This is a genomic window from Leclercia sp. 119287 (assembly GCF_009734485.1).
In the GTDB taxonomy this organism is placed as follows: Bacteria; Pseudomonadota; Gammaproteobacteria; order Enterobacterales; family Enterobacteriaceae; genus Enterobacter; species Enterobacter adecarboxylatus_C.
This window is the reverse complement of the sequence record NZ_CP046445.1, coordinates 2,517,930-2,542,786: the sequence shown is the minus strand read 5'-3', so window position 1 is coordinate 2,542,786 and position 24,857 is coordinate 2,517,930. Positions and strand designations below refer to the sequence as shown.

At 57.5% G+C, this 24,857-nt stretch carries 23 protein-coding genes; 14 read left to right on the top strand and 9 right to left on the bottom strand.

Annotated features, from left to right (window positions below):
- Positions 1–102: 102 nt before the first annotated feature.
- The 4 genes from GNG27_RS12250 to rimL all read left to right on the top strand — a co-directional run bounded on the left by GNG27_RS12250 (position 103) and on the right by rimL (position 4,800).
- The gene (locus GNG27_RS12250; RefSeq protein ID WP_156263859.1) at positions 103–1,287 is read left to right on the top strand and encodes a pyridoxal phosphate-dependent aminotransferase; all 1,185 of its coding nucleotides are present in this window, start codon (positions 103–105) and stop codon (positions 1,285–1,287) included.
- Complete coding sequence (locus GNG27_RS12245; RefSeq protein ID WP_059307840.1) at positions 1,284–2,057, top strand: ABC transporter substrate-binding protein; 774 nt, start codon at positions 1,284–1,286, stop codon at positions 2,055–2,057. Before GNG27_RS12250 ends, GNG27_RS12245 begins: the two co-directional genes overlap by 4 nt.
- Positions 2,058–2,434: 377 nt before the next feature.
- On the top strand, positions 2,435–4,090 hold the full coding sequence (locus tag GNG27_RS12240) for a glucan biosynthesis protein D (protein WP_142489589.1): 1,656 nt from the start codon (positions 2,435–2,437) through the stop codon (positions 4,088–4,090).
- Between the two features lie 164 nt (positions 4,091–4,254).
- Positions 4,255–4,800 (top strand): 50S ribosomal protein L7/L12-serine acetyltransferase, encoded by a 546-nt coding sequence (rimL, locus tag GNG27_RS12235; protein WP_156265125.1) that lies wholly within the window; start codon positions 4,255–4,257, stop codon positions 4,798–4,800.
- Here the strand turns inward: rimL and ydcK are convergent.
- On the bottom strand, positions 4,795–5,775 hold the full coding sequence (gene ydcK / locus GNG27_RS12230) for a YdcK family protein (protein WP_156263858.1): 981 nt from the start codon (positions 5,773–5,775) through the stop codon (positions 4,795–4,797). The two genes, rimL and ydcK, sit on opposite strands and share 6 nt — an antisense overlap.
- A gap of 122 nt (positions 5,776–5,897) precedes the next feature.
- Here ydcK and tehA point away from each other — a divergent pair, with 122 nt between their 5' ends.
- On the top strand, positions 5,898–6,902 hold the full coding sequence (tehA, locus tag GNG27_RS12225; protein ID WP_142489587.1) for a dicarboxylate transporter/tellurite-resistance protein TehA: 1,005 nt from the start codon (positions 5,898–5,900) through the stop codon (positions 6,900–6,902).
- Positions 6,899–7,495: a tellurite resistance methyltransferase TehB gene (gene tehB, locus GNG27_RS12220; protein WP_156263857.1), complete on the top strand. Its 597-nt coding sequence runs from the start codon at positions 6,899–6,901 to the stop codon at positions 7,493–7,495. The genes tehA and tehB overlap by 4 nt, the downstream gene beginning before the upstream one ends.
- Positions 7,496–7,581: 86 nt before the next feature.
- Here tehB and pepT read toward each other — a convergent pair whose 3' ends face one another.
- On the bottom strand, positions 7,582–8,811 hold the full coding sequence (gene pepT / locus GNG27_RS12215; RefSeq protein ID WP_156263856.1) for a peptidase T: 1,230 nt from the start codon (positions 8,809–8,811) through the stop codon (positions 7,582–7,584).
- Between the two features lie 114 nt (positions 8,812–8,925).
- Here pepT and GNG27_RS12210 point away from each other — a divergent pair, with 114 nt between their 5' ends.
- Positions 8,926–10,518 (top strand): ABC transporter substrate-binding protein, encoded by a 1,593-nt coding sequence (locus tag GNG27_RS12210; protein ID WP_156263855.1) that lies wholly within the window; start codon positions 8,926–8,928, stop codon positions 10,516–10,518.
- A 140-nt stretch (positions 10,519–10,658) separates the two neighbouring features.
- Positions 10,659–11,330 carry a DUF3313 domain-containing protein gene (locus GNG27_RS12205; protein ID WP_156263854.1) on the top strand — a complete coding sequence of 224 codons (672 nt, stop codon included), beginning with the start codon at positions 10,659–10,661 and terminating at the stop codon, positions 11,328–11,330.
- 35 nt (positions 11,331–11,365) lie between these two features.
- On the opposite strand, the gene GNG27_RS12200 is transcribed toward GNG27_RS12205, so the two are convergent.
- Positions 11,366–12,262, bottom strand: a complete 897-nt coding sequence (locus tag GNG27_RS12200; protein WP_156263853.1) for a DMT family transporter — start codon at positions 12,260–12,262, stop codon at positions 11,366–11,368.
- A 186-nt stretch (positions 12,263–12,448) separates the two neighbouring features.
- Between GNG27_RS12200 and GNG27_RS12195 the strand changes: the two genes are divergently transcribed.
- The gene (locus GNG27_RS12195) at positions 12,449–13,321 is read left to right on the top strand and encodes a helix-turn-helix domain-containing protein (RefSeq protein ID WP_156263852.1); all 873 of its coding nucleotides are present in this window, start codon (positions 12,449–12,451) and stop codon (positions 13,319–13,321) included.
- Here GNG27_RS12195 and GNG27_RS12190 read toward each other — a convergent pair.
- On the bottom strand, positions 13,301–14,488 hold the full coding sequence (locus tag GNG27_RS12190) for a benzoate/H(+) symporter BenE family transporter (protein WP_255474667.1): 1,188 nt from the start codon (positions 14,486–14,488) through the stop codon (positions 13,301–13,303). The genes GNG27_RS12195 and GNG27_RS12190 overlap by 21 nt on opposite strands.
- Positions 14,489–14,556: 68 nt before the next feature.
- Here GNG27_RS12190 and GNG27_RS12185 point away from each other — a divergent pair, with 68 nt between their 5' ends.
- A complete protein-coding gene (locus GNG27_RS12185; RefSeq protein ID WP_156263850.1) occupies positions 14,557–15,084 on the top strand; it encodes a helix-turn-helix domain-containing protein in 528 nt (175 codons plus the stop codon).
- An 80-nt stretch (positions 15,085–15,164) separates the two neighbouring features.
- Positions 15,165–17,129 (top strand): U32 family peptidase, encoded by a 1,965-nt coding sequence (locus GNG27_RS12180; RefSeq protein WP_156263849.1) that lies wholly within the window; start codon positions 15,165–15,167, stop codon positions 17,127–17,129.
- On the opposite strand, the gene GNG27_RS12175 is transcribed toward GNG27_RS12180, so the two are convergent.
- From GNG27_RS12175 to GNG27_RS12155, 5 genes are all read right to left on the bottom strand, one after another.
- Complete coding sequence (locus tag GNG27_RS12175; protein WP_142489577.1) at positions 17,130–17,360, bottom strand: DUF2554 family protein; 231 nt, start codon at positions 17,358–17,360, stop codon at positions 17,130–17,132.
- A 151-nt stretch (positions 17,361–17,511) separates the two neighbouring features.
- Positions 17,512–17,640, bottom strand: a complete 129-nt coding sequence (locus tag GNG27_RS12170) for a DUF2474 domain-containing protein (protein WP_156263848.1) — start codon at positions 17,638–17,640, stop codon at positions 17,512–17,514.
- Entirely contained in the window at positions 17,640–18,650 is a 1,011-nt protein-coding gene (gene cydB / locus GNG27_RS12165; RefSeq protein ID WP_156263847.1) for a cytochrome d ubiquinol oxidase subunit II, read from the bottom strand. Before cydB ends, GNG27_RS12170 begins: the two co-directional genes overlap by 1 nt.
- Positions 18,650–20,056, bottom strand: coding sequence for a cytochrome ubiquinol oxidase subunit I (locus GNG27_RS12160; protein WP_156263846.1), 1,407 nt, complete (start codon positions 20,054–20,056; stop codon positions 18,650–18,652). The genes cydB and GNG27_RS12160 overlap by 1 nt, the downstream gene beginning before the upstream one ends.
- A gap of 227 nt (positions 20,057–20,283) precedes the next feature.
- Positions 20,284–21,312: an LLM class flavin-dependent oxidoreductase gene (locus tag GNG27_RS12155; protein ID WP_156263845.1), complete on the bottom strand. Its 1,029-nt coding sequence runs from the start codon at positions 21,310–21,312 to the stop codon at positions 20,284–20,286.
- Between the two features lie 373 nt (positions 21,313–21,685).
- Here GNG27_RS12155 and GNG27_RS12150 point away from each other — a divergent pair, with 373 nt between their 5' ends.
- The 3 genes from GNG27_RS12150 (at position 21,686) to ydcS (ending at position 24,845) form a co-directional block, all read left to right on the top strand.
- Positions 21,686–21,874, top strand: a complete 189-nt coding sequence (locus GNG27_RS12150; protein WP_142489569.1) for a cold-shock protein — start codon at positions 21,686–21,688, stop codon at positions 21,872–21,874.
- Between the two features lie 113 nt (positions 21,875–21,987).
- Positions 21,988–23,406: a PLP-dependent aminotransferase family protein gene (locus tag GNG27_RS12145; RefSeq protein ID WP_142489568.1), complete on the top strand. Its 1,419-nt coding sequence runs from the start codon at positions 21,988–21,990 to the stop codon at positions 23,404–23,406.
- A 293-nt stretch (positions 23,407–23,699) separates the two neighbouring features.
- Positions 23,700–24,845 (top strand): putative ABC transporter substrate-binding protein YdcS, encoded by a 1,146-nt coding sequence (ydcS, locus tag GNG27_RS12140; protein ID WP_142489567.1) that lies wholly within the window; start codon positions 23,700–23,702, stop codon positions 24,843–24,845.
- Positions 24,846–24,857 lie beyond the last annotated feature (12 nt).

The following is a 24,857-nucleotide window of genomic DNA, read 5'->3' as shown; positions in this document are numbered from 1 at the left end:
CAGGTATGATTTTTTGTCATGGCTATTATGACAACAATTCGATTGTCGCCACAATAGTGTTCGGGTTGAATAGTTATGCATTCTCCACCAGAGGAATTTCCGATGACGCTGCGTACCCCGATACAACCCCGTTCCAAACTGCCGGACGTTGGCACCACGATTTTTACCGTTATCGGTCAGCTTTCCGCTGAACACAATGCCATCAACCTTTCCCAGGGGGCGCCGAACTTCGAATGCGATCCGGCGCTGATTGCCGGCGTTCACCGTGCGATGCAGGCGGGTCACAACCAGTACGCGTCGATGACCGGGCTGGCGCCGCTTAAAGCGCGCATCGCCGATAAAATCGCCTCGCTGTATGGCACCCAATACGATCCCGCCAGCGAAGTGCTGATCACCGCCAGCGCCAGCGAAGGGCTCTATTCGGCCATCAGCGGGCTGGTGCATCCCGGCGACGAAGTCATCTACTTTGAACCCTCATTCGACAGCTATGCGCCGATTGTGCGCCTACAGGGCGCGACGCCGGTCGCCATCAAGCTGACCGTGCCGGATTTCGCGGTGAACTGGGATGAAGTGCGTGCCGCCATCACCTCGCGCACGCGGATGATCATCATCAACACGCCGCATAACCCGAGCGGGCAGGTCTTCTCGGCCGCCGATCTGGAGCAGCTCGCGCTCGTCACCCGTAACACCGATATCATTATTCTCTCTGACGAAGTGTACGAGCACGTGGTGTTTGACGACGTGCCGCATCACGGCATGGCGACCCATCCCGGGCTGGCGGAACGCAGCGTGATCGTCTCGTCCTTCGGCAAAACCTACCACGTCACCGGCTGGCGCGTGGGCTACTGCGTGGCCCCGGCGGAGCTGATGGAGGAGATCTGCAAGATCCATCAGTTTTTAATGTTTTCTGCCGATACCCCTATGCAGTACGCTTTTGCCGAGCATATGGCCGATCCGCAAACCTGGCTGTCGCTGGCGGCATTTTACCAGCGCAAGCGCGATCTGCTGGTCAATCTGCTGGTCGATTCACCCTTCCGTCTGCTGCCGAGCGCAGGCTCGTTCTTCCTGCTGGCGGATTACAGCCACTTCAGCGACGAGCGCGACAGCGAGATGGTGAAGCGGCTGATTGTGGATCACGGCGTTGCCACTATCCCGCTGTCGGCGTTTTATACCGACGGGACAGATAACAAATTAATCCGTCTCTCTTTTGCCAAAGATGAGGCGACATTACGGGCAGGTGCGCAGGCCCTGTGTCGGGTAACACCACGCTTAGGAGTTCAGTCATGAAATTAAAAGCCTTCGTTGTCGGCCTGGGATTGCTGTGTTCGTTTTCGTCCTTCGCGGCAACAGAATTACGTTACGGCGTCGAAGCCGAGTATCCGCCATTTGAGAGCCGCAATGCCTCGGGTGAGCTGGAAGGGTTTGATATTGAGCTCGGCAACGCCATTTGCGCCGCCGCCGCGCTGAAATGCAGCTGGGTTGAAACCTCGTTCGACGCGCTGATCCCGGGGCTGGTGGCGAAGAAATTTGACGCTATTAACTCGGCGATGAACATTACCGATCAGCGTCGTCAGAGCATCGACTTTACCCAGCCGATCTACCGGATCCCCTCCCAGCTGGTGGGCAAAACCGGCAGTGCGGTAGACGCTACGCCGGAAGGGCTGAAAGGCAAGACCATCGGCGTGCTGCAGGGCTCCATTCAGGAGACCTATGCCAAGGAGCACTGGGAAAAACAGGGCGTCACCGTGGTGTCCTATAAAGATCAGAACATGGCCTGGGGCGATCTGCTCAATGGCCGTATCGATGCCTCGCTGGTGATGTCTGCCGCCGGGCAGGCAGGCTTCCTCAGCAAGCCGCAGGGGAAGGGCTTCGGCTTTATCGGCAAACCGGTATCGGATGACACTATTCTCGGCAGCGGGATCGGCTATGGCCTGCGTAAAGGCGACGAGGCCACCAAAAAGCAGCTTGATGCAGCCATTGATAAAGTCCGCGCTGACGGCACTATCGATAAGCTGGCGAAGAAGTACTTCCCGGGTATCGATGTCAGCGTAAAATAACGACAATCTGACTTTTTAGCCCCTGTCGTTAATGTCCGGCAGGGGCCTTTTTATACCCGTCATACTTCAAGTTGCCTGTGCGTTGGCTTTCCTCGCTCACCCCAGTCACTTACTTTAGTAAGCTCCTGGGGATTCGCTGCGTCGCCGCCTTCATGCAACTCGAATTATTTAGGGTATATACGTTTCTTTACCCGCCTTTCAGGCAATTCTCCTCGACATAAAAATCTTTCTCCCATTGCGCATATTCTCGCCTGTCAATTATTGGATTCTTAACCGTTTTTGTTTAGGCTGTGCCCTCTTAATGATGTTCTTTCTTGCCGTTGTTTCGCCCTGAGCGAAATCCACCTCCCCACGACCATAAGGACGTTTTTCCAGGCATGAATCGCAGACGTTTTTTAAAAGGCTCCCTGGCTGTTGCCGCCCTGAGCGGGACTTCCGGCCTCGCCGCGCTTTTTTCCCGGGCAGCCAGTGCGGCTGAGTCGGATATTGCGGACGGTACGAGCCGTCGTTTCGACTTCTCCGTGCTGCAATCCATGGCGCACGACCTGGCGCAAACACCCTGGGGCGGTGCGCCGCGTCCGCTGCCGGATACCTTAGCGACGCTGACGCCGCAGGCCTATAACAGCATCCAGTACGATGCGAAGCAGTCGCTGTGGAACAACATCGAAAACCGCCAGCTCGACGTGCAGTTCTTCCACGTCGGGATGGGCTTCCGCCGCCGGGTGCGCATGTTCTCGCTGGATAATCAGACCGCGCAGGCGCGTGAAATTCACTTCCGCCCGGAGCTGTTCAACTACCACGACGCGGGCGTTGATACGAAGCAGCTGGAAGGCCAGAGCGATTTAGGCTTTGCCGGTTTCCGCGCCTTTAAATCCCCGGAGCTGGCGCGTCGCGATATCGTCTCCTTCCTTGGCGCGAGCTACTTCCGCGCGGTGGATGACACTTATCAGTACGGCCTCTCTGCCCGCGGTCTGGCGCTCAACACCTATGCCGATACGCAGGAAGAGTTCCCGGACTTTACCTCGTTCTGGTTTGAAACCGTCAAACCGGGTGCGACCACCTTTACGGTCTACACCCTGCTCGACAGCCCGAGCATCACCGGGGCCTATAAGTTCGTGATCCACTGCGAGAAGACTCAGGTGATCATGGACGTCGAAAACCACCTGTATGCCCGAAAGGACATTCAGCAGCTGGGGATCGCGCCGATGACCAGCATGTTCGCCTGCGGCAACAACGAGCGCCGCATGTGCGACACCATTCATCCGCAGATCCACGACTCCGATCGTCTGGCGATGTGGCGCGGCAACGGCGAGTGGGTCTGCCGTCCGCTGAACAACCCGCAGAAGTTACAGTTCAACGCCTATACCGATAAGAACCCGAAAGGCTTTGGTCTGCTGCAGCTCGATCGCGATTTCTCGCACTATCAGGACATCATGGGCTGGTACAACAAACGTCCAGGCCTGTGGGTCGAGCCGCGCAACCAGTGGGGCAAGGGCACCGTGGGGCTGATGGAGATCCCGACCACCGGTGAAACCCTGGATAACGTGGTCTGCTTCTGGCAGCCGGAAAAACCGGTGAAAGCAGGCGACAAGCTGGACTTCCAGTACCGTCTCTACTGGAGCGCCAAACCGCCGGTCCGTTCTCCGCTGGCGAACGTGATGGCGACCCGTACCGGGATGGGCGGCTTCCCGGAAGGCTGGGCCCCAGGTGAAAACTATCCGAAAGTGTGGGCGCGCCGTTTCGCTATCGATTTTGTTGGCGGCGATCTGAAAGCGGCTGCGCCGAAAGGGATCGAGCCGGTGATCACCCTCTCCAGCGGCGAAGCGAAGCAGATCGAGATCCTGTACGTGGAGCCGTTCGACGGGTATCGCATTCTGTTTGACTGGTATCCGACCAGCGACTCCACCGACACGGTGGACATGCGCATGTTCCTGCGCTGCCAGGGGGAGGCGATCAGCGAAACCTGGCTGTATCACTACTTCCCTCCGGCACCCGATAAGCGCCAGTACGTGGATGACCGCATAATGCGTTAAGCCTGTGCCGGGTGGCGGCTGCGCCTGACCCGGCCTACTCAAACCATAACGATCCGGACCCTAGGCCCGGCAAGCGAATGCGCCGCCGGGCATCAGCCGCACCGATGCCACATTGCCGGGTGGCGGCTACACCTTACCCGGCCTACAAAGGCTAACCGATGAATATGACTAACGAAGAAGAAATTATCCCCGTCAGCGCGCATATCGAACTGCGCGCCACCGACGAGCGTTACACCACCGAGCTGCACAATCTGGTAGTCAAAAACCGGGAGTGGCTGCAGGAATACCTCAACTGGCCGCAGTTTGTCGGCACCGAAGACGATACCCGCCAGAACATCCTGAGCAACCAGATGCTGCATCAGCGCGGTTACGCCAAAATGTTCCTTATCTTCAGTGATAACGCCCTGGTGGGGGTGTTGTCGTTCAATTCCATCGAGCCGCTGAACAAAACCGGCTACATCGGCTACTGGCTGGATGAAGCGCATCAGGGGCAGGGGATTTTGTCTCAGGCGCTGGAAGCGTTTATTCAGCACTACGCCGGACGAGGAGAGATCCGCCGCTTCGTGATCAAGTGCCGCGTAGACAACGCCGCCAGTAACCAGGTGGCGCTGCGCAACGGCTTTCTGCTGGAAGGGTGCCTGAAAGAGGCCGAGTTCCTCAACGGGCGCTATGATGACCAGAATATCTACGCCCGGATCTGCACCTCATAATGCCCCGAGCAACGGCGTGCGGGTAATGTGCTGCGCGCCGTTAATCATCTTCTCGCCGCGCAGGTGAATCACCTCTCCGTCTGATGCCTCAATTACCGCGTCATCGGTAATTTCAATATGATGCTCGATCAGCACTTCGCCGCGAATGCGCGCCCGACCCTGGATCACCACTTTATCGTCAATCAGAATCGGCCCACCGCGTAGCCAGGCGTCGCCGCCAATCAGGACGTGATGTTTGATCACGCAGTTGCCCTCCACCAGGGCGTTTTCCGCCACCTGGGAGCTGTAGCGCAGGGTGGGGATGGCATCCTCCTCCAGCCCGGCGAGCAGGCGGGCGTTGCCGTACACTTTGGCGCAGTCACACACCCAGACGTTATTCACCTCGTTGCCTTCGACCAGCGCGTTCTCAAACACTTCCGCGCGGTGTTCAACAAAGGCGTAGGTGACGATGGCGTTGCCGTAGATCTGCGCCTGATGCACCACCCGCGACTGGCTGACCGTGGCTTCGCCAAAAATGCGCAGGATCTGATGCGGATCCGGGGTTAAGCCTTTGGCGGCAATTACCATGCTGTTATGCAGGATGCGGGCATTGTTGAAAAGATGACACTCACCGCGCACTACCGAGGATTGCACCGTGACGTTGTCACCTATACGCGCGCCGTGGGTGATCTGCGCCCCATCGACCCAGACGTTATCACTCACCGATGCCTGATGGCTGATGACGCAGGGCCGGGTGATGCGCGCATTGCCGCTGACCTGCGCCCCGGCGAACACCACGCTGTTCTCGTCGTAGATCCAGCAGTCTTGCTCGTGCGACAGCGCCGATTCGTCATCGATCCAGCCGCCCCGGGTGCCGCACTTCACATTGTTGAAATCGCGCGCGGCGATAATCTGGCGCACTTCTACCGCTGCCTTCGTCTCGCCGTCCTGCCAGTAGTGCTGACGGCTTTCATCGCTAAGTCGATATTTTTTCATCACTGTGCCCGCAGTTGTCCTCTCCACTAAACGTAGCAAACTTTAGCTTGATCGAAACAGTGGCATCCGCAAATGAAACACCTTAAACTAGTATTTCAAATATATTTTATAGATTAAAATTTATGTATAAAACGCAACCGACTGAACGCGTTCTTAATTTACCCGCGGGCTACTACGGGATGGTGCTGGGGACCATTGGGATGGGCTTTGCCTGGCGTTACGCCAGCACTATCTGGCCGGTGACGCGCTGGCCGGGCGAGATCCTGGTGACGCTGGCGATGGCGATCTGGGCATTTCTGACCGTCGCTTTTCTCACCCGGGCGATACGTTTTCCGCGCAGCGTGCTGGCGGAGATGCGCCATCCGGTGATGAGCAGCTTTGTCAGCCTGTTTCCGGCCACCACGCTGCTGGTAGCGATTGGCTTTGTGCCCTGGTATCGCCCGCTGGCGCTGGCGCTGTTCACCGTCGGGGTGGTGGTGCAGCTGAGCTATGCGGCGTGGCAGTCTGCCGGACTGTGGCGCGGCAAACACCCGGAGGAGGCGACTACCCCTGGCCTCTATCTGCCTACGGTGGCGAACAACTTTATCAGCGCCATGGCCTGCGGGGCGCTCGGGTTTCACGATGCCGGGCTGGTGTTCCTCGGGGCCGGGGTCTTCTCCTGGCTGAGCCTGGAGCCGGTGATTTTGCAGCGTCTGCGGAGCGCAGGCGAACTGCCCCCCGCGATGCGCACCTCCCTTGGGATCCAGCTGGCACCCGCGCTGGTGGCCTGTAGCGCCTGGTTCAGCGTCAACGGCGGCGAAGCCGATACCTTCGCTAAAATGCTGTTCGGCTACGGCCTGCTGCAGCTGCTGTTTACCCTGCGCCTGATGCCCTGGTATCTGTCGCAGCCGTTTAATGCGTCGTTCTGGAGCTTTTCGTTCGGCGTCTCGGCGTTGGCCACCACCGGTCTGCATCTGGGGCAGAGTAGCCCGTCCGGTTTTTTCCACGCCATCGCCATCCCGCTGTTTATTTTTACCAATGCCATCATTGCGCTATTACTGGTGCGCACGTTTATCCTGCTGATGCAGGGCAAACTGTTGGTCCGTGCAGACAAAGCAACGCTTATGCAAGCTGAGGAAAGAGAATGACTGTGTTTGATGAGAACTACTTTACCGAAAAATATGGCATGACCCGCACCCACTCTGAGGTGGTGTACAGCGCAGGGATGGTTAAACCGGGCAAAACCCTGGATCTCGGCTGCGGCAACGGACGTAACAGCCTCTACCTGGCGGCTAATGGTTTTGACGTTACCGCGTGGGATAAGAATGCGGCAAGTATCGATAACATCGAGAGCATCAAGGCCAAAGAGGGGATCGCTAACCTGCAGACGGCGATTCAGGATCTCAACAGCCTGCGCTTTGACGGCGAATACGATTTTATCCTCTCAACCGTCGTGCTGATGTTCCTCCAGCCAGAGACTATTCCGGGCCTGATTGACAACATGCAGCGCTGCACCAAACCGGGCGGCTATAACCTGATTGTGGCGGCAATGGATACCGAAGACTATCCGTGCAACGTCGGCTTCCCGTTTGCGTTTAAAACCGGGGAGCTGAGCGGCTACTATGCGGGCTGGGAACAGCTGAAGTACAACGAGGACGTCGGTGAGTTACACCGCACCGACGCCCAGGGGAATCGTATTAAACTGCGTTTCGCCACGCTGCTGGCGCGTAAACCAGCGTAACGGGCATTGCCTGGCGGCGTTTCGCTTGCACGGGCCTACAGGTCAGGGGTTTTGTAGGCCGGGTAAGGCGTCAGCCGCCACCCGGCTTAACGTGCCGCCAGCAGACAAAGCTGCAGCGCGGTATGATACGAGGCCTCGAACGATTTCAGCGGTAAAAACTCAAACTTCGAGTGGAAGTTATGGGCACCGGTGAAGAAGTTCGGGGTCAACAGCCCCTTCGCTGAAAGCGCCGCGCCGTCGGTGCCGCCGCGCATCGGGGTCGGTTTCGGCGTGATGCCTAAGCTTTCCATCGCCTCAAACATCAGGTCGATAGCCCGACGATCTTCCCCTACGGCGTTGCTGATGTTGCTGTAGGTATCTTCGATGTGCCAGCTCACCTTCGCGGTAGGATGCTGTGCCGCGATCTTCTGCGCGACGTCGCCAATTTGCGCCTTACGGGCGGCAAAGCTGTCGCGATCGAAATCACGAATATTGGCCTTCAGCACCGCCTCGTTTTGCCCGGCCTGGATGCCGTTGAACCAGATGTAGCCTTCACGGCCTTGGGTATGCTCCGGGGTTTGCAGGCGATCGAAGTGGCTGATGTAGTCGGTGGCCATCAGCAGCGGGTTCACCAGCACCCCTTTGGCCGACATCGGGTGCGCGGTCACGCCGGTAAAGCGAATTTCCGCCGCTGCGGCATTGAAGTTCTCATAAACAATCTCTCCCAACTCGCAGCAATCGATAGTCCAGGCGAAATCAACGTCAAAACGCGCCAGATCCAGGGCTTTCGCCCCGCACAGGCCAATCTCTTCGTCCGGCACGAAGGCCACCACGATATCGCCATGTTGATGCTCTGCGGTGAGGTTCTCCAGCAGCGTCATCACTACGGTGACCGCCGCTTTGTTGTCGGCGCCCAGCACGCTGGTACCGTCGCTAAAGATAATCTCTTCGTTGGGATAGGCCAGAATTTCCGGGTGCTCGCTGACCCGCAGCCAGATATCTTTTTCACGGTTCAGACAGAGATCATCTCCGGTAAACGTGAGGATCTGCGGATAAATATCCGGTGACAATCCCACGTCGACGGTATCGATATGGGTGATAAAACCGATGCGCGGTGCGCCGGGCACATTGCCCTTTTTCACCGCGGTAACGGTGGCAAATTCGTCGATCACAATGTCGTCCAGACCCAGCGTTTGCAGCTCCATCGCCAGTGCACGAGCCATCTCATGCTGACCGGGGGTGGAGGGCAGGGTTTTCACCTTCGGATCGCTCTGGCTGGTGATAGCCAGGTAGCGAAAGAAGCGTTGGGTTAATTGACTGGCGAGCGCGTGAGCCATGGTGGATCCTTCTTTATTTGTGTTATCAGGTGTTTGCACAATCACTTTAGTGTTATTTATGGTTTGGCACGACAAAAATTCATTAGCCGTCAAATTAAAAGACAGGAAAACGCGATGAAAAGCAACCTCACAACCCTGGCACTGATGGTCGCCGCGCTGACGGTCAGTTCCACCGTTGCCGCTAAAACGCTGGTCTACTGTTCGGAAGGATCGCCGGAGAACTTTAACCCGCAACTCTATACCTCGGGCACCAGCGTGGATGCCAGCGCCGTACCGGTGTATAACCGGCTGGTGGATTTTACTCCGGGCACTACCGATCTGGTGCCGAGCCTGGCCGAAAGCTGGGACGTCAGCGAGGATGGCAAGGTCTATACCTTCCATCTGCGCAAAGGGGTCAAGTTCCAGAGCAATACGCTATTCACCCCGAAACGAGACTTTAACGCCGATGATGTGATCTTCTCGTTTATGCGTCAGAAAGATGCCAGTCATCCGTATCACAACGTCTCCAACGGTAACTACTCAAATTTCGAGAGCCTGGAGTTCGGCAAGCTGATCGTCGCCATCGACAAAGTGGATGAGCATACGGTGCGCTTCACCCTGGCCCATCCGGAAGCGCCGTTCGTGGCGGACCTGGCCTGGTACTTCGCCTCAATCCTCTCTGCCGAATATGCCGACGCGATGCTGAAAGCCGGCACCCCGGAGAAGGTGGATATGGAGCCGATCGGCACCGGGCCGTTTAAGCTGGCGAAGTACCAGAAGGACTCGCGTATTCTGTTTACGGCGTTCCCTGAGTACTGGCAGGGCAAAGCGAAGCTGGATCGCCTGGTGTTCACCATCGTTCCGGACGCCTCGGTGCGCTTCGCCAAGCTGGAGAAAAACGAGTGCCAGGTGATGCCGTTCCCGAACCCCGCCGATCTGCCGCGGATGAAGGCCAACAAAGATCTCAATCTCATGAGCAAGGCGGGGCTGAATACCGGCTTCCTGTCGTTCAATACGCAAAAACCGCCGCTGGATAACGTCAAGGTGCGCCAGGCGCTGGCGATGGCGATCAACAAACCGGCCATTATCGAGGCCGTCTTCCAGGGCACCGGCACCGCCGCGAAAAACCTGCTGCCGCCGGGCGTCTGGAGCGCAGACAGTGAGTTGAAAGACTACGACTACGATCCAGAAAAAGCCAAAGCCCTGCTGAAAGAGGCCGGTTTTGCCAACGGGATGACCATCGACCTGTGGGCCATGCCAGTCCAGCGTCCGTACAACCCCAATGCCAAACGGATGGCCGAGATGATCCAGGCCGACTGGGCAAAAGTCGGCGTGCAGACCAAAGTCGTCACCTATGAGTGGGGGGAGTACCTCAAGCGGGTGAAGGGGGGTGAGCATCAGGCGGCGCTGATGGGCTGGACGACGGCAACGGGCGATCCGGATAATTTCTTCGGCCCGCTCTTTACCTGCACCTCGGCCAACGGCGGGTCGAATTCCGCCAAATGGTGTTATCCGCCATTTGATAAAATTATTGCCGAAGCGAAATCTATTACCGATCAGAATAAACGTGCGGCGTTATACCAGCAGGCACAGCAAATGATGCACGATCAAATGCCAGCGGTAATGATTGCGCACTCAACTATTTTTGAACCTGTACGCAAAGAAGTCACAGGTTATGAAATTGATCCGTTCGGTAAACATTTATTCTGGCAAGTGGATATAAAATAAACGTTTAATTCTGCCCGTCATCAAGACGGGCGATTTTTTTTTAATTTGTGCTGTCTTCATCATTTTTTGTCACTTTTCTTTCAGCCAACTTTTGCTATAACTTCAATTGCATATTTGCACTTAACAGGGATACACCCATTATGCGTACTAATACTTTATTTAAAGTTGCCGCGCTCTCCGGCCTGTTGCTTCTTGCTGGCTGTGCATCAAAAGTGGCTGCGCCTGAACAATATTCAGGTTTTTTAAAAGACTACTCCGGGCTCCAGCAAACCACCTCTGCTTCGGGTAAACCGACGCTGCGCTGGGTTGATCCGTCTTATAACGAAGCAAACTACGACAGCATTATCTGGAACAATATCACCTATTATCCGACGCCTAAGCCTACCACTCAGATTGGCCAACGCACGCTGGATGAACTGTTAAACTACACCAACACCAAAATGAAAACCGCTATCGGCCAGCGTAAGCCGATTGTGACGACCCCGGGTTCACGCAGCCTGATCTTCCGTGGCGCCATCACCGGTGTCAGCTCGCAGAAAGAAGGCCTGCAGTTCTATGAAGTTGTCCCTGTTGCGCTGGTGGTTGCCGGCACGCAAATGGCAACCGGTCACCGTACTATGGATACTCACCTCTTCTTTGAAGGTGAGCTGATTGACTCTAAGACCAACAAGCCGGTCATCAAAGTCGTCCGTAAGGGTGAAGGGAAAGAGCTGAATAACGAAAGTACACCAATGACCTTCGCGACCCTCAAGCAGGTTGTTGATGACATGGCGACCGATGCCACCATGTTTGATGTGAATAAAACCAAATAACCACAGACCGGCCTGCAACGCGCAGGCCGGTTTTTTTACGCCGTTCGCAGCCGTCTGAACCAGTTCTCCGGTCGGGCAAACATCACCAGATTCCCCGTTAAGATCAGCAGCAGCCCGGCAATGCCGTTGCTGTGCCAGACGTACCCCTCGTACACCGTCGAGAACGAAAGCGCCACCAGCGGGAACAGCAGGGTGCTGTACGCCGCTTTGCCCGCGCCAATCCGCCCGACCAGCGTGAAGTAAGCGCCAAAGGCAATCACCGAGCCAAAAAGCGCCAGATAGAGCAGAGCGCCCATATAGCTCATCGACCAGACCGGGGTGAAGTCATCCCCGCGGATCAGCGCAATCGCCCCCATCACCAGAGTGCCGTACAGCATCGCCCAGGCGTTGGTGGTCATGGTTTCCAGCCCGTTGCGCTGGTGGCGCAGGCTGATCATATTCCCGAGTGAGAAGCCGTAGGTGCCCAGCGCCGACAGGGCAATGCCGAACAGCAGACCGGCGCTCCAGCCGCTGGCTAACAGGTCGTTCCAGAACAGGGTGATAATGCCGAGCAGCCCCAGCGCCGCCGCCAGATAAAAGCGTGCCGGTGGGCGCTGACCAAAAAAGAGGAAGCTGTTCAGGGCGTTATAGAGCACCGCCATCGAAAAAATCACCGATTCGAGGCCGGTATTGATGTATCCCGCTGCCGTATAAAAGCACCAGAAATTAAAGCAGAAGACGCAGCAGCCCTGCAGGCCGCAAAACAGATGGTCGCGCAAGGCGAGCGGGCGCAGGCGTCGCAATATTAACAGCACCGCCATAATGGTGGCGGTGGCGACGGCGAAGCGCCAGAAAATAGAGACCGGCGCAGGCACCGGCCCCTGTTGTAAAAAGATGGCAATCCAGGTGGTTCCCCAGATCACGACCACCAGCGCGTACAATAATGCGTTCATCGTTTTGTCTCTTATCAGCAAAGTCTGACCCCAGTATGGTGGCAGGGAGAAGGGCCTTCTTTCACAGGCTTGCGGTGAACTTGCATATTCTTGCGCTTTTTTCCCGCCGGGGAGTCAACAGGGCTGGCACTGAAGTGAAGATCTTTTTAGACTCAATGGTTCTTATTTATCAGGGTGTGAGTCGCTATGGCTGAGATGTACGGTGCCTTTGAAAATCTGCGCAAGCATAAAGCGGTATTGCACAATGCCGTGGCGCTGAATTCAGGCATCCAGCTGGCGGCCTGGTCAAATAAACGCGACACCATTACGCAATATTGCGATCACCACACCCTGAGCCTCTATATTGCCGACGGCTACGAGAGCTATCACAAAACCAACGCGGGCTGGAAAAACGGCGGCGGCCCGGATCGCTTCTGCCTGATGCCAAAAGAGAGCGAATCCAGCTGGGATATCCGCGACAATCTGTCGTTTATCCATCTCTACTGTACCGACGCGCACCTGCGCAACGTCGGGGAGCAGATCTGGGATAAAAGCCCGTACAGCTTTACCCTGGACGAAAATCTGTTTGGCGACGATGCCAGCATTACCGCCCTGTACCGCCATTTTATCCTCGGCTGCGACTGGCAGCAGTCGGCCAACCAGCTCACGCTGAGTACCGCCTCGACGCTGCTTCTTACCCATCTGGTGCAGCATTACAGCAACGTGCAGTGGGAGCTCCCGACGGTAACGGGCGGCCTGTCGCCGTTCGTGCTGCGCAACGTGCTGGGGTTTATCGAAGAGAATCTGGCCCAGCCGCTGACCCTGGCGGATCTGGCGGGACAGGCGAGCTTAAGCGAGTTTCATTTTGCCCGCATGTTCCGTCAGTCGATGCAGATGGCGCCGCACCAGTATGTGATGCAGCGGCGGATGGAGAAGGCCAAAGTCCTGGTGCGATCCACCCGCCAGCCGCTGACCGAGATCGCGCTGGCCTGCGGGTTCAGCTCCGCCAGCCATTTCAGCAACCGCTTTCGCTCTGCCACCGGGCTGACGCCGTCCCAGCTACGCGCGTCGGGTGCGTAGCAGCAGGGCGTAGCAGATGCCGCCCGCCACTAATCCCCAGAACGCCGAGCCAATCCCGGCAAGCGTCGCGCCGCTGGCGGTGAGCAGAAAGGTCACGATCGCGGCATCGCGTTCGGCCTCATTGTGCAGGGCCTGATGCAGACTGCCACCGATGGTACCCAGCAGCGCCAGCCCCGCCAGAGTCTGGATCCAGCTTAACGGCAGGGCCGCCATCAGCCCGCTAATCGAGCCGCCGAAAATCCCTGCCAGCAGATAAAAGATGCCTGCCGCTGCCGCAGCCAGCCAGCGTTTGCCGGCATCCGGGTGCGCATCCGGGCTCTGACAGATGGCGGCGGTGATCGCCGCAATGCAGATCGAGTACACGCCAAACGGCGACAGCAGCAGCGCCAGCCCGCCGGTGAAGACGATCAGCGGCGAGACCGCCACCGGATAGCCGGAGGCTTTGAGCGTGGCGAACCCAGGCGCATTCTGCGAGGCCATGGTCACCAGGAAGAAGGGCAGACCGATACTGACAAGCGTGGTCAGGTTAAAGGTCGGGGCGATAAATTCCGGCATTACCACCGCAAAGGATAACTTATCAGTGACAACGTCACCTTTCAGGGCCGCTACTGCACCGCCCACCAGCAGGGTAGCGACGATGGCATAGCGCGGGGCGAAAGCTTTGGTAATAAGCCAGGCCAGCAACATGCTGCCGCACAGCAGCAGGTGCCCCTCCAGATTGCTGAAGGCCTGTAATCCGAAACGCAGCAGGACGCCCGCCAGCATCGCTGCCGCCAGGGAGTGGGGAATAATTTTCATCAGCCGGGCGAACAGGCCGCTCACGCCGCAAATCAAAATCAGCGCGTTAGCAAAGATAAAGATGCCGATGGTCTCTGACAGCGTCACCCCCTGCAGGCTGGTCGCCAGCAGGGCGGCTCCGGGCGTCGACCAGGCAGTGAGCACCGGGGCTTTATACCACCACGACAGCGCCAGGGTGCTGATCCCCATACCGATCCCCAGCGACGTCATCCAGCCTGCAATCTGTGGTGCCGTCGCGCCTGCCGCAGCGGCCGCCTGCCAGATGATGGCGGCGGAGCTGGCGTAGCCCACCAGCACGGCGACAAAACCCGATAACAGGGTAGGAAAGGTGAGCGAGGTTGCGCGCATAGGAACTCCGTTGTGCGTTATAACAGCCGTGAATGTAGCACTGTGCGTTATAGCATACAAGTGATACACTCGCGACAACGGGAGGGCCCATGGACATCACACAACATCTTGCCTTTACACTGAAAACGCTGCGTCAGGCGCGCGGCTGGAGCCTGTCAAAGCTGGCAGAAGAGACCGGCGTGTCGAAAGCGATGCTCGGCCAGGTGGAACGCAACGAATCCAGTCCGACAGTCTCAACGCTGTGGAAAATTGCCACCGGGCTGAACGTGCCGTTCTCCACCTTTATCACCCCCGAAGCGGAGAATCCGCCGGTCTTCGACCCGCAGCAGCAGGCGATGGTGGTCAAACCGCTGTTTCCCTGGGACGAGACGCTAAAGTATGATCATTTCTCGATTACCCTCGCCCCGGGCGCACTCAGCGAATCCACGCCGCACGAAGCCGGGGTGATTGAGCACGTGGTGGCGATCAGCGGGGAGCTGGAGATGCAGATCGACGGCGTCTGGCAGACGTTAGCCCCCGACACCGGCCTGCGATTTGCCGGAGATAAACCGCACGCCTACCGCAACAGCAGCGGCCAGACGGTGCACTTTCACTCGCTTATCCATTATCCCCGCTAAAGGCACGCAAAACTGTTTCACTGGCCCATACTTCTGACTACAATAGCCGCCATTTTGACCATAACGGATAACGACGAAGTATGCGCCTGCCATCCCATCATCTTGAACTCTTAAGCCCGGCTCGTGACGCCGCCATTGCCCGTGAAGCGATTCTTCACGGCGCCGATGCGGTCTATATCGGCGGCCCTGGATTTGGCGCCCGCCATAATGCCAGCAACAGCCTGCGCGATATCGCCGACCTGGTGCCGTTCGCCCACCGTTTCGGGGCGAAGGTGTTCGTGACCCTGAACACCATTCTTCATGATGATGAACTGGAGCCGGCGCAGCGTCTGATTACCGACCTTTATCAGACCGGCGTCGACGCGCTAATCGTCCAGGACATGGGTGTCCTCGAGATGGATATCCCGCCGATTGAGCTGCATGCCAGTACCCAGTGCGATATCCGCAGCGTGGAGAAAGCGAAGTTTCTCTCTGATGCCGGGTTCACCCAGATCGTGCTGGCGCGCGAGCTGAACCTCAATCAGATCCGCGATATTCACCAGGCGGCCGACGCCACCATCGAGTTCTTTATCCACGGCGCGCTGTGCGTGGCCTACTCCGGGCAGTGCAACATCTCTCACGCCCAGACCGGGCGCAGTGCCAACCGCGGCGACTGCTCCCAGGCCTGCCGTCTGCCCTATACCCTGAAAGACGATCAGGGCCGCGTGGTGGCCTTTGATAAACACCTCCTGTCGATGAAAGATAACGACCAGACCGCCAACCTTGGCGCGCTGATCGACGCGGGCGTACAATCCTTCAAGATTGAAGGGCGCTACAAAGACATGAGCTACGTGAAGAACATCACCGCTCATTATCGCCAGATGCTCGATGCCATCATTGAAGATCGCGGCGACCTGGCCCGCAGCTCCGCCGGGCGCACCGAGCACTTCTTTATTCCGTCCACCGATAAAACCTTCCACCGCGGCAGCACCGACTACTTCGTGAACGCGCGTAAAGACGACATCGGCGCCTTCGATTCACCGAAATTTATTGGCCTGCCGGTGGGTGAAGTGCTGAAGGTGGCGAAGGATTACCTTGACGTGGAAGTGACAGAACCGCTGGCGAACGGCGATGGCCTGAACGTGATGATCAAACGTGAAGTAGTGGGCTTCCGCGCCAATACGGTGGAGAAAACCGGCGAAAACCGCTACCGCGTCTGGCCGAACGAAATGCCCGCCGACATGTATAAAGCACGTCCGCATGCGGCCCTGAACCGTAACCTCGATCATAACTGGCAGCAGGCGCTGATGAAAACCTCCAGCGAGCGTCGTATCGCGGTGGACATTGAGCTGGGCGGCTGGGAAGAGCAGCTGATCCTTACCATGACCAGCGAAGACGGCACCAGTGTGACCCACACCCTGGATGGGATGTTCGAGGTTGCTAATAACGCCGAAAAAGCGCTGAATAATCTGAAAGACGGCATCGCCAAACTGGGCCAGACGATTTATTACGCCCGGGATATTCAGGTTAACCTGCCTGGCGCACTCTTTGTGCCGAACAGCCTGTTAAACCAGTTCCGCCGTGAAACCGCTGAAATGCTCGATGAAGCCCGTCTGGCGAATTACCCGCGCGGCAGCCGCAAAGCGGTCTCCGTACCGCCGCCGGTCTACCCGGAAACGCACCTCTCATTCCTGGCAAACGTCTACAACCATAAGGCGCGGGCCTTCTATCAGCGCTATGGCGTTGAGCTGATCGATGCCGCTTATGAGGCGCACGAAGAGAAGGGCGATGTACCGGTGATGATCACCAAGCACTGTCTGCGCTTCGCCTTTAACCTCTGTCCGAAGCAGGCGAAGGGCAGCATCAAGAGCTGGAAGGCCACGCCTATGCAGCTGGTGAACGGCGATGAGGTGTTAACCCTGAAGTTTGACTGCCGTCCGTGCGAAATGCACGTCATCGGCAAGATGAAAAATCACATCTTTAAAATGCCTCAGCCGGGCAGCGTTGTGGCCTCCGTCAGCCCTGACGAACTGCTGAAAACGCTGCCGAAGCGTAAAGGCAGTTAATCAAAGAAAGTGAGTATCCGGTTTGCGCGACTTCTGCCAGTGGTGATGTTCGCGCAAACCCTCAGCGGAATCTTCCGCCACGGCGCGCAGCTCATCGCTGTCGGCTTCGTGGCGCAGCTGCTGATCGACGTTCTTCACCCAAAAAAATTCATGCCCTTTGTGTCCCGCCATCAGCTGCCCGGAAAAAAGCGCGCAGGTCAGCATCACTATCGATAACGTTTTTGTAAACATTCTGCCACCACCCGGTTACGTTGAGCGGCCATCATGCCGATAGTTCAGTTAGGTTATTATTAGGATCTTCAAAGGCGCGAAAAGGTTTTGTCAGAATTTGTCTGGGCATGGACTGTTCCCTCTCCCTTGCCGGGAGAGGGTTGGGGGGTATTTAGTGCGCTTTAAACCCCGCCGCGGTCATCAGCACGCGGAAGAACATCCCCACCAGCGCCAGGGTCAGCACGCTGCCGCCCCAGATAATCACCATCCACATCAGACGTTTCCAGACAGGTTGATTCATCAGTGATAGCCCTCCCCAGGCTGGACTTTGCCGCGAAATACGTAATAGCTCCAGAAAGTGTAGACAAGGATGATCGGGATGATGAACAGCGCGCCCACTAACATAAAGCCCTGGCTCTGCGCTGGCGCGGCGGCCTGCCATAAGGTTATCGACGGCGGAATGATATGCGGCCAGATGCTGATCCCCAGCCCGCTAAAGCCGAGGAAGATTAACCCGAGGGTCAGCACGAACGGCAGATGGTGGCTGTGCGGATTGTTCAGGCTGCGCCACTGCCACAGGCCCAACACCGCCACCAGAACCGGGACCGGCAGCAGGAAGAACAGGTTCGGCAGGCTGAACCAGCGGTCGGCAATCGCGGGCTGGGAAAGCGGTGTCCAGATGCTGATCGCCGCGATAATCCCCAGCAGCGCCAGCAGCAGACGCTTCGATACCTCACGCATCCACCCCTGCAACGGGTTCTCACTTTTCATCACCAGCCAGGTGGCGCCTAAAAAGGCATAGGCCACCACCAGTCCCAGGCCGCAGAACAGATTGAAGAGGGTGAACCAGTCGAACGGGCCGCCGGCAAAGGCGCGGCCGCTGACAGCAAAACCGTTAATCACCGCGCCCACCACCATACCCTGGGTGAAGGTGGCCAGCACCGAGCCGCCGATAAACGCCTTATCCCAAAACGGACGGTGCGCGGGCGTCGCCTTGAAGCGAAACTCAAACGCCACGCCGCGGAAAATCAGGCCGATCAGCATCAGGGTCAGCGGGATGGTCAGGGCATCGACGATCACCGCATAGGCCAGCGGAAAGGCACCGAACAGCGCGGCGCCGCCCAGCACCAGCCAGGTTTCATTTCCGTCCCACACCGGGGCAACGCTGTTGACCATCACATCCCGGTCGTCGGCGTCCTGAATGGCGGGAAACAGAATGCCAATACCCAAATCAAACCCGTCCATCACGATATACATCAGGGTGGCGAAGACGATTATCACAAACCAGATCAGGGAAAGATCGATACCCATTATGCTGTCTCCTTGGTAGTAAACTCAGGGCTCGCTGCCGAGAGCGGGCGGGCCGGGCGACCATCATTTTCGGTCGGGAAGGACTCTTCTTCCTGCGGACCCTTTTTAATCAGGCGCACCATATAGCTGTAGCCCACGCCAAACACCGAGGTGTAGACCACAATAAAGGCCAGCAGGCTAACGCTCATGTGCAGATCGCCATGGGCGGAGACCGCATCTTTGGTTCGTTGCAGACCGTACACGACCCACGGCTGACGGCCCACTTCGGTAGTGACCCATCCGGCGAGAATTGCAATTAATCCCGACGGCCCCATCAGCAGGGCAAACCACAGGAAAGGCCGCGAGTGATAGAGCCGCTGCTTGTAGCGCAGCCACAGGGCAACGACCCCCAGCAACAGCATCAGCATCTCCAGCCCGGCCATAATGCGGAACGACCAGAAGACGATGGTAGCGTTGGGGCGGTCCTCTTTCGGGAATTCCTTCAGAGCTGGAACCTGCTTATCGAGGCTGTGGGTGAGGATCAGACTGCCGAGCTTCGGGATCTCCAGGCCGTAGCGGGTACGCTCCTGCTCCATATCGGGCCAGCCAAACAGCAGCAGGGGGGTAGGCTCGCCGGGCGGGTTCTCCCAGTGGCCTTCGATGGCGGCAATTTTGGCGGGCTGATGTTTCAGGGTGTTCAGACCATGCATATCCCCGACCATTGCCTGGATGGGGGCGACAATCAGCGTCATCCACAGCGCCATAGAAAACATGCGGCGAATGGCGGGGGTACTGTTGCCACGCAGCAGGTGCCAGGCCGCCGAGGCTGCGACAAACAGGGCGCTGCTGAGGAACGCCGCAATCGACATATGCAGCAGGCGATACGGGAAGGAGGGGTTAAACACCACCGCAAACCAGTTCACCGGCACCACCTGGCCGTTGACGATCTCAAAGCCCTGCGGGGTCTGCATCCAGCTGTTGGAGGCGAGGATCCAGAAGGTTGAGATGATAGTACCCAGCGCCACCATGCAGGTGGCAAAGAAATGCAGCCCCGGCCCGACTTTGTTCCAGCCGAACAGCATCACGCCGAGAAAACCGGCTTCGAGGAAGAAGGCGGTCAGCACTTCATAGGTCAGCAGCGGCCCGGTAATGCTGCCGGCAAACTGGGAGAAACCGCTCCAGTTGGTGCCAAACTGGTAGGCCATCACCAGCCCGGAGACCACGCCCATGCCAAAGTTGACGGCGAAGATCTTCGACCAGAAATGGTAGAGCGAGCGCCATACAGGGTTTTTGCTTTTCAGCCATAGCCCCTCCAGCACCGCCAGATAGCTGGCGAGGCCAATGGTTATCGCCGGGAAAATAATGTGGAAGGAGACAGTAAAGGCAAACTGGATCCTCGCCAGATGAAACGCATCTAAACCAAACATGCACAACCTCAGGGTAAAACGGTGTGGCTGTTATGGTAAAGGGACGGGAAGTCGAGTATCAGAGACAGAAAAGGGGAATTTAGCTATAACAGTTTAATAAAATCGGTGAATTACAAGGGAGTGTTATAGCCCCGCATCGTAACGCCCGGCGGCGCTACGCTTGCGCGGGCCTACGGTCAGGCAGTTTGTAGGCCGGGTAAGGCGTCAGCCGCCACCCGGCGTAATGCTTATTCGTCGCGCCAGCCCATTTCCGGGGCAACATGCTTCAGAATCGACTCAATCACATGCACGTTATAGTCGACGCCCAATTGATTCGGCACGGTGAGTAACAACGTATCCGCTTCGGCAATCGCTTCGTCCTGTTTCAGCTGGGCAATCAGCTTGTCAGGCTCGGCAGCATAGCTGCGCCCGAAAATGGCACGGGTTTTCTCATCCAGGTAACCCACGCTGTCGCTTTCGTTACGACTGGAGCCGAAATACATCCGATCGCGGTCGTCCATCAGGGCAAAAATGCTGCGGCTGACCGAGACTCGCGGCGTGCGGGTGTGTCCCGCTTCGGCCCAGGCATCACGGTAGGCGCGGATCTGTTTTGCCTGCTGGATATGGAACGGCTCGCCGGTTTCGTCGTCCTTCAGGGTCGAGCTTTGCAGGTTCATCCCCAGCTTCGCGGCCCACACGGCAGTGGCGTTCGAACCCGCCCCCCACCAGATCCGATCCCGCAGCCCTTCGGAGTGCGGCTCAACGCGCAGCAGGCCCGGCGGATTAGGGAACATCGGCTGCGGATTGGGTTTGGCAAAACCTTCTCCGCGCAGCGCTTCCAGCAGCACTTCGGTGTGGCGACGGGCCATATCAGACTCGTTTTCACCTTCGCCCGGTACATAACCAAAGTAGCGCCAGCCGTCGATCACCTGCTCGGGAGAACCGCGACTGATGCCCAGCTGCAAACGTCCACCGGAAATTAAGTCGGCTGAACCGGCATCCTCCGCCATATACAGCGGGTTTTCATAGCGCATATCGATAACGCCGGTACCGATCTCAATCCGGCTGGTTTTCGCGCCAATTGCCGCCAGCAGCGGGAAGGGGGAGGCGAGCTGACGGGCGAAATGGTGCACGCGGAAGTAAGCGCCATCCGCGCCCAGCTCTTCAGCGGCAACCGCCAGATCGATGGATTGCAGCAAGGCATCAGCGGCGGTACGGGTTCCAGACTGCGGCGAGGGCGTCCAGTGACCAAATGACAAAAATCCGATCTTTTTCATGTCGGGATTTCCTGGGTTCAGATAAAAACAGTGACCTTTACTTTACGGATTACCGGATGAGAAGAAATGCCGTTTATTTCACAGATGTGGTCAAAAAATTTGAAGGAATACAGAGAGTCGCTTAACCAAAAGAATTTTATCGTGAAAAGCGCTTGCATCCTTTCTTCGGTTGTGCGTAAATGGATTTTCGGTTTGAATGCCAAAAAATATCCGTCGCAGTCCCTTAAAGCATCTCTCAACACGTTGTGCCTCTCCGCAGCCTCTCTTGGGTTTTATCTTTACGCTCTGAACGCTCTGATTAGTTTTGTCTCAGACCTCTAATGCCTTAAAGGCCCAATTTAGTATTTAACGTTTTTACGTTCAGGAGATTTACATGAGTTCTACTATCCATTTTCGTTGCCCGTGCTGTCATGGTTCGCAGTTCCGCACCTCCATTTTCGACGTGTCTGAAAAAAATCCACACGGCGCGAAGTGCATTTTCTGCAAATCATCGATGATCACCCTCGATCATTTAGCGGCCTCCCGCCATGCGCGTCAGGTGCCGTTTGAGTTTCGTAAGTAAGCCAGTCGGGCGCCGTCACGCCTGCTGAATTCTTCACTGCTACCTATAACAGTTTATTAATCCTGCCTTTTTTCTCCTGCTGATATACACTGTGATGCAGCAAGGAGAACCCGATGAAAAAATACCAGCGCCTGGCGCAGCAAATCATTTCGCAGATCGAGCTTGGTGTCTGGCAGCCCGGCGATAAGCTGCCCTCCCTGCGTGAGCAGGTCACCAGCAGCGGAATGAGCTTTATGACCGTCGGTCATGCGTATCAGATGCTGGAGAGCCAGGGGCGCATTGTGGCCCGTCCACAGTCGGGCTACTACGTCGCGGCCCGTCCCACCGGGCAGCAGCCGATGCCGCCCGCGCAGGTGATGCGCGACGAAGCGGTGGATATCAACACCTATATCTTCGACGTGTTACAGGCCAGCCGCGATCCCTCGGTGGTGCCCTTTGCCTCGGCCTTTCCCGATCCGCGTCTCTTTCCGTTACAGCAGCTGAACCGCTCCCTGGCGAACGTCAGCAAGACCGCCACCGCCATGAGCGTGATCGAGAACCTGCCGCCGGGCAACGTCGATCTGCGTCACGCCATCGCCCGTCGCTACGCGCAGCAGGGGATGAACATCTCCCCGGATGAAATTGTTATTACCGCCGGTGCCCTCGAAGCGCTGAATCTCAGCCTGCAGGCGGTCACCGAACCGGGCGACTGGGTAATTGTGGAAAACCCCTGCTTCTACGGGGCGTTACAGGCGCTTGAACGTCTGAAATTAAAGGCGCTGTCGGTGGCTACCGACGTGCACGAGGGGATCGATCTCAACGCCCTGGCCCAGGCGTTGAACGACTATCCGGTCAAAGCCTGCTGGCTGATGACCAACGGCCAGAACCCGCTGGGCTTTACCCTCAGCGCGGACAAAAAAGCGCAGCTTATCGCCTTGCTCACCGAACATAACGTCACGCTGATTGAGGACGACGTCTACAGCGAACTCTATTACGGCCGCGAAAAGCCGCTCCCGGCCAAAGCCTGGGACCGCAGCGACATGACGCTGCACTGCTCATCCTTCTCCAAATGTCTGGTCGCCGGGTTCCGTATTGGCTGGGTGGCGGCCGGGAAACATGCCCGCCGTATTCAGCAGCTACAGCTCATGAGCACTTTGTCCACCAGCTCACCGATGCAGCTCGCGCTGGTGGATTATCTCGCCACCAAACGCTACGACGCCCATCTCAGGCGCCTGCGCCGCACGCTGGCGGAGCGTAAGCAGCAGGCGTGGCAGGCACTGCTGCGCCATCTGCCGGCTGAAGTGAAAATCCATCACAGCGACAGCGGCTATTTTTTGTGGCTGGAGCTGCCCGCGCCGCTCGATGCCGGGGAGCTTAGCGCCAGGGCGCTGGAGCACCACATCAGCATTGCGCCGGGCAAAATGTTCTCCACCTCCGACACCTGGACGCCGTTTTTCCGCTTCAATACCTCCTGGGCCTGGGGAGAGCGGGAGGAGCAGGCGGTGATCCAGTTAGCGCAGATAATTAGCGGAATGTTAAACGCGCAAAAATAGTATTTTCGCGCGATTGATCCGCGCGTCTGAATAAAGTTTTCTTATCCCGTTAATCACGCCGCAATTAATTTGCGGCGTTTTTTTATGGTCGCTCATAGGAAATATGCATAACGCCAGCGCCTGCTAACCCCTTGTCTATAATCCAGTTACCGGGGAATGCGCCCCCGGTCACAACCTGGTGAAATTTCCACAGCCCGCCGGGTGCGCGGCATTGGCGCGGTCTACGTTTAATTCAGGAGATATTCTTATCGGCACGGCTGCCTTCTGATTTCATTACGACAGGAGTAAGACGTATGAGCAAAAAATTTGCCCGTAGCAGCCTGTGCGCGCTCGGCATGACTGTTTTGACTGCGCAGGCAGCGGAGCCGCCAAAAGAGATCGGTCAGGGCGAAGGACGGCTGGATATCATTGCCTGGCCGGGCTACATCGAACGCGGCGAGACCGATAAAGCCTACGACTGGGTCACCGCCTTTGAAAAAGAGACCGGCTGTAAAGTGAACGTCAAAACCGCCGCCACCTCCGACGAGATGGTCAGCCTGATGGCGAAGGGCGGTTACGATCTGGTGACCGCCTCCGGCGACGCCTCCCTGCGTCTGATCATGGGCAAACGCGTTCAGCCCATTAATCCCGATCTGATCCCCAACTGGAAAACCCTCGACCCGCGCATCGTCAAAGGGGAGTGGTTTAACGTCGACGGTAAGGCCTACGGCACGCCCTATCAGTGGGGGCCAAACCTGCTGATGTACAACACCAAAACCTTCCCGACCCCGCCCGACAGCTGGGGCGTGGTGTTTAAAGAACAAAACCTCCCGGACGGCAAAACCAACAAAGGGCGGGTTCAGGCCTACGATGGCCCGATCTATGTTGCCGATGCGGCGCTGTACGTCAAAGCCACCCAGCCGGATCTGGGGATCACCGACCCCTATCAGCTGACCGAAGCGCAGTACGCGGCAGTCCTGAAAGTGCTTAAAGATCAGCACGCGCTGATCCACCGCTACTGGCACGACACTACCGTGCAGATGAGTGATTTCAAAAACGAAGGGGTGGTTGCCTCCAGCGCCTGGCCGTATCAGGCTAACGCCCTCAAAGGCGAGAATCAGCCGATTGGCACCGTCTTCCCGAAAGAGGGAGTGACGGGCTGGGCGGACACCACCATGCTGCACGCCGACGCCAAACATCCGATGTGCGCCTACAAATGGATGAACTGGTCGTTGACGCCAAAAGTGCAGGGCGATCTCGCAGCATGGTTCGGTTCACTGCCGGTGGTGGCGGAAGGTTGTAAAGCCAGCACCCTGCTGGGCGACAAAGGCTGTGAAACCAACGGCTACAACTATTTCGACAAAATCATGTTCTGGAAAACGCCCATCGCCAACGGCGGAAAATTTGTACCTTACAGCCGCTGGGTGCAGGACTACATCGCCATCATGGGTGGTCGTTAAGCGCCAGGGAGC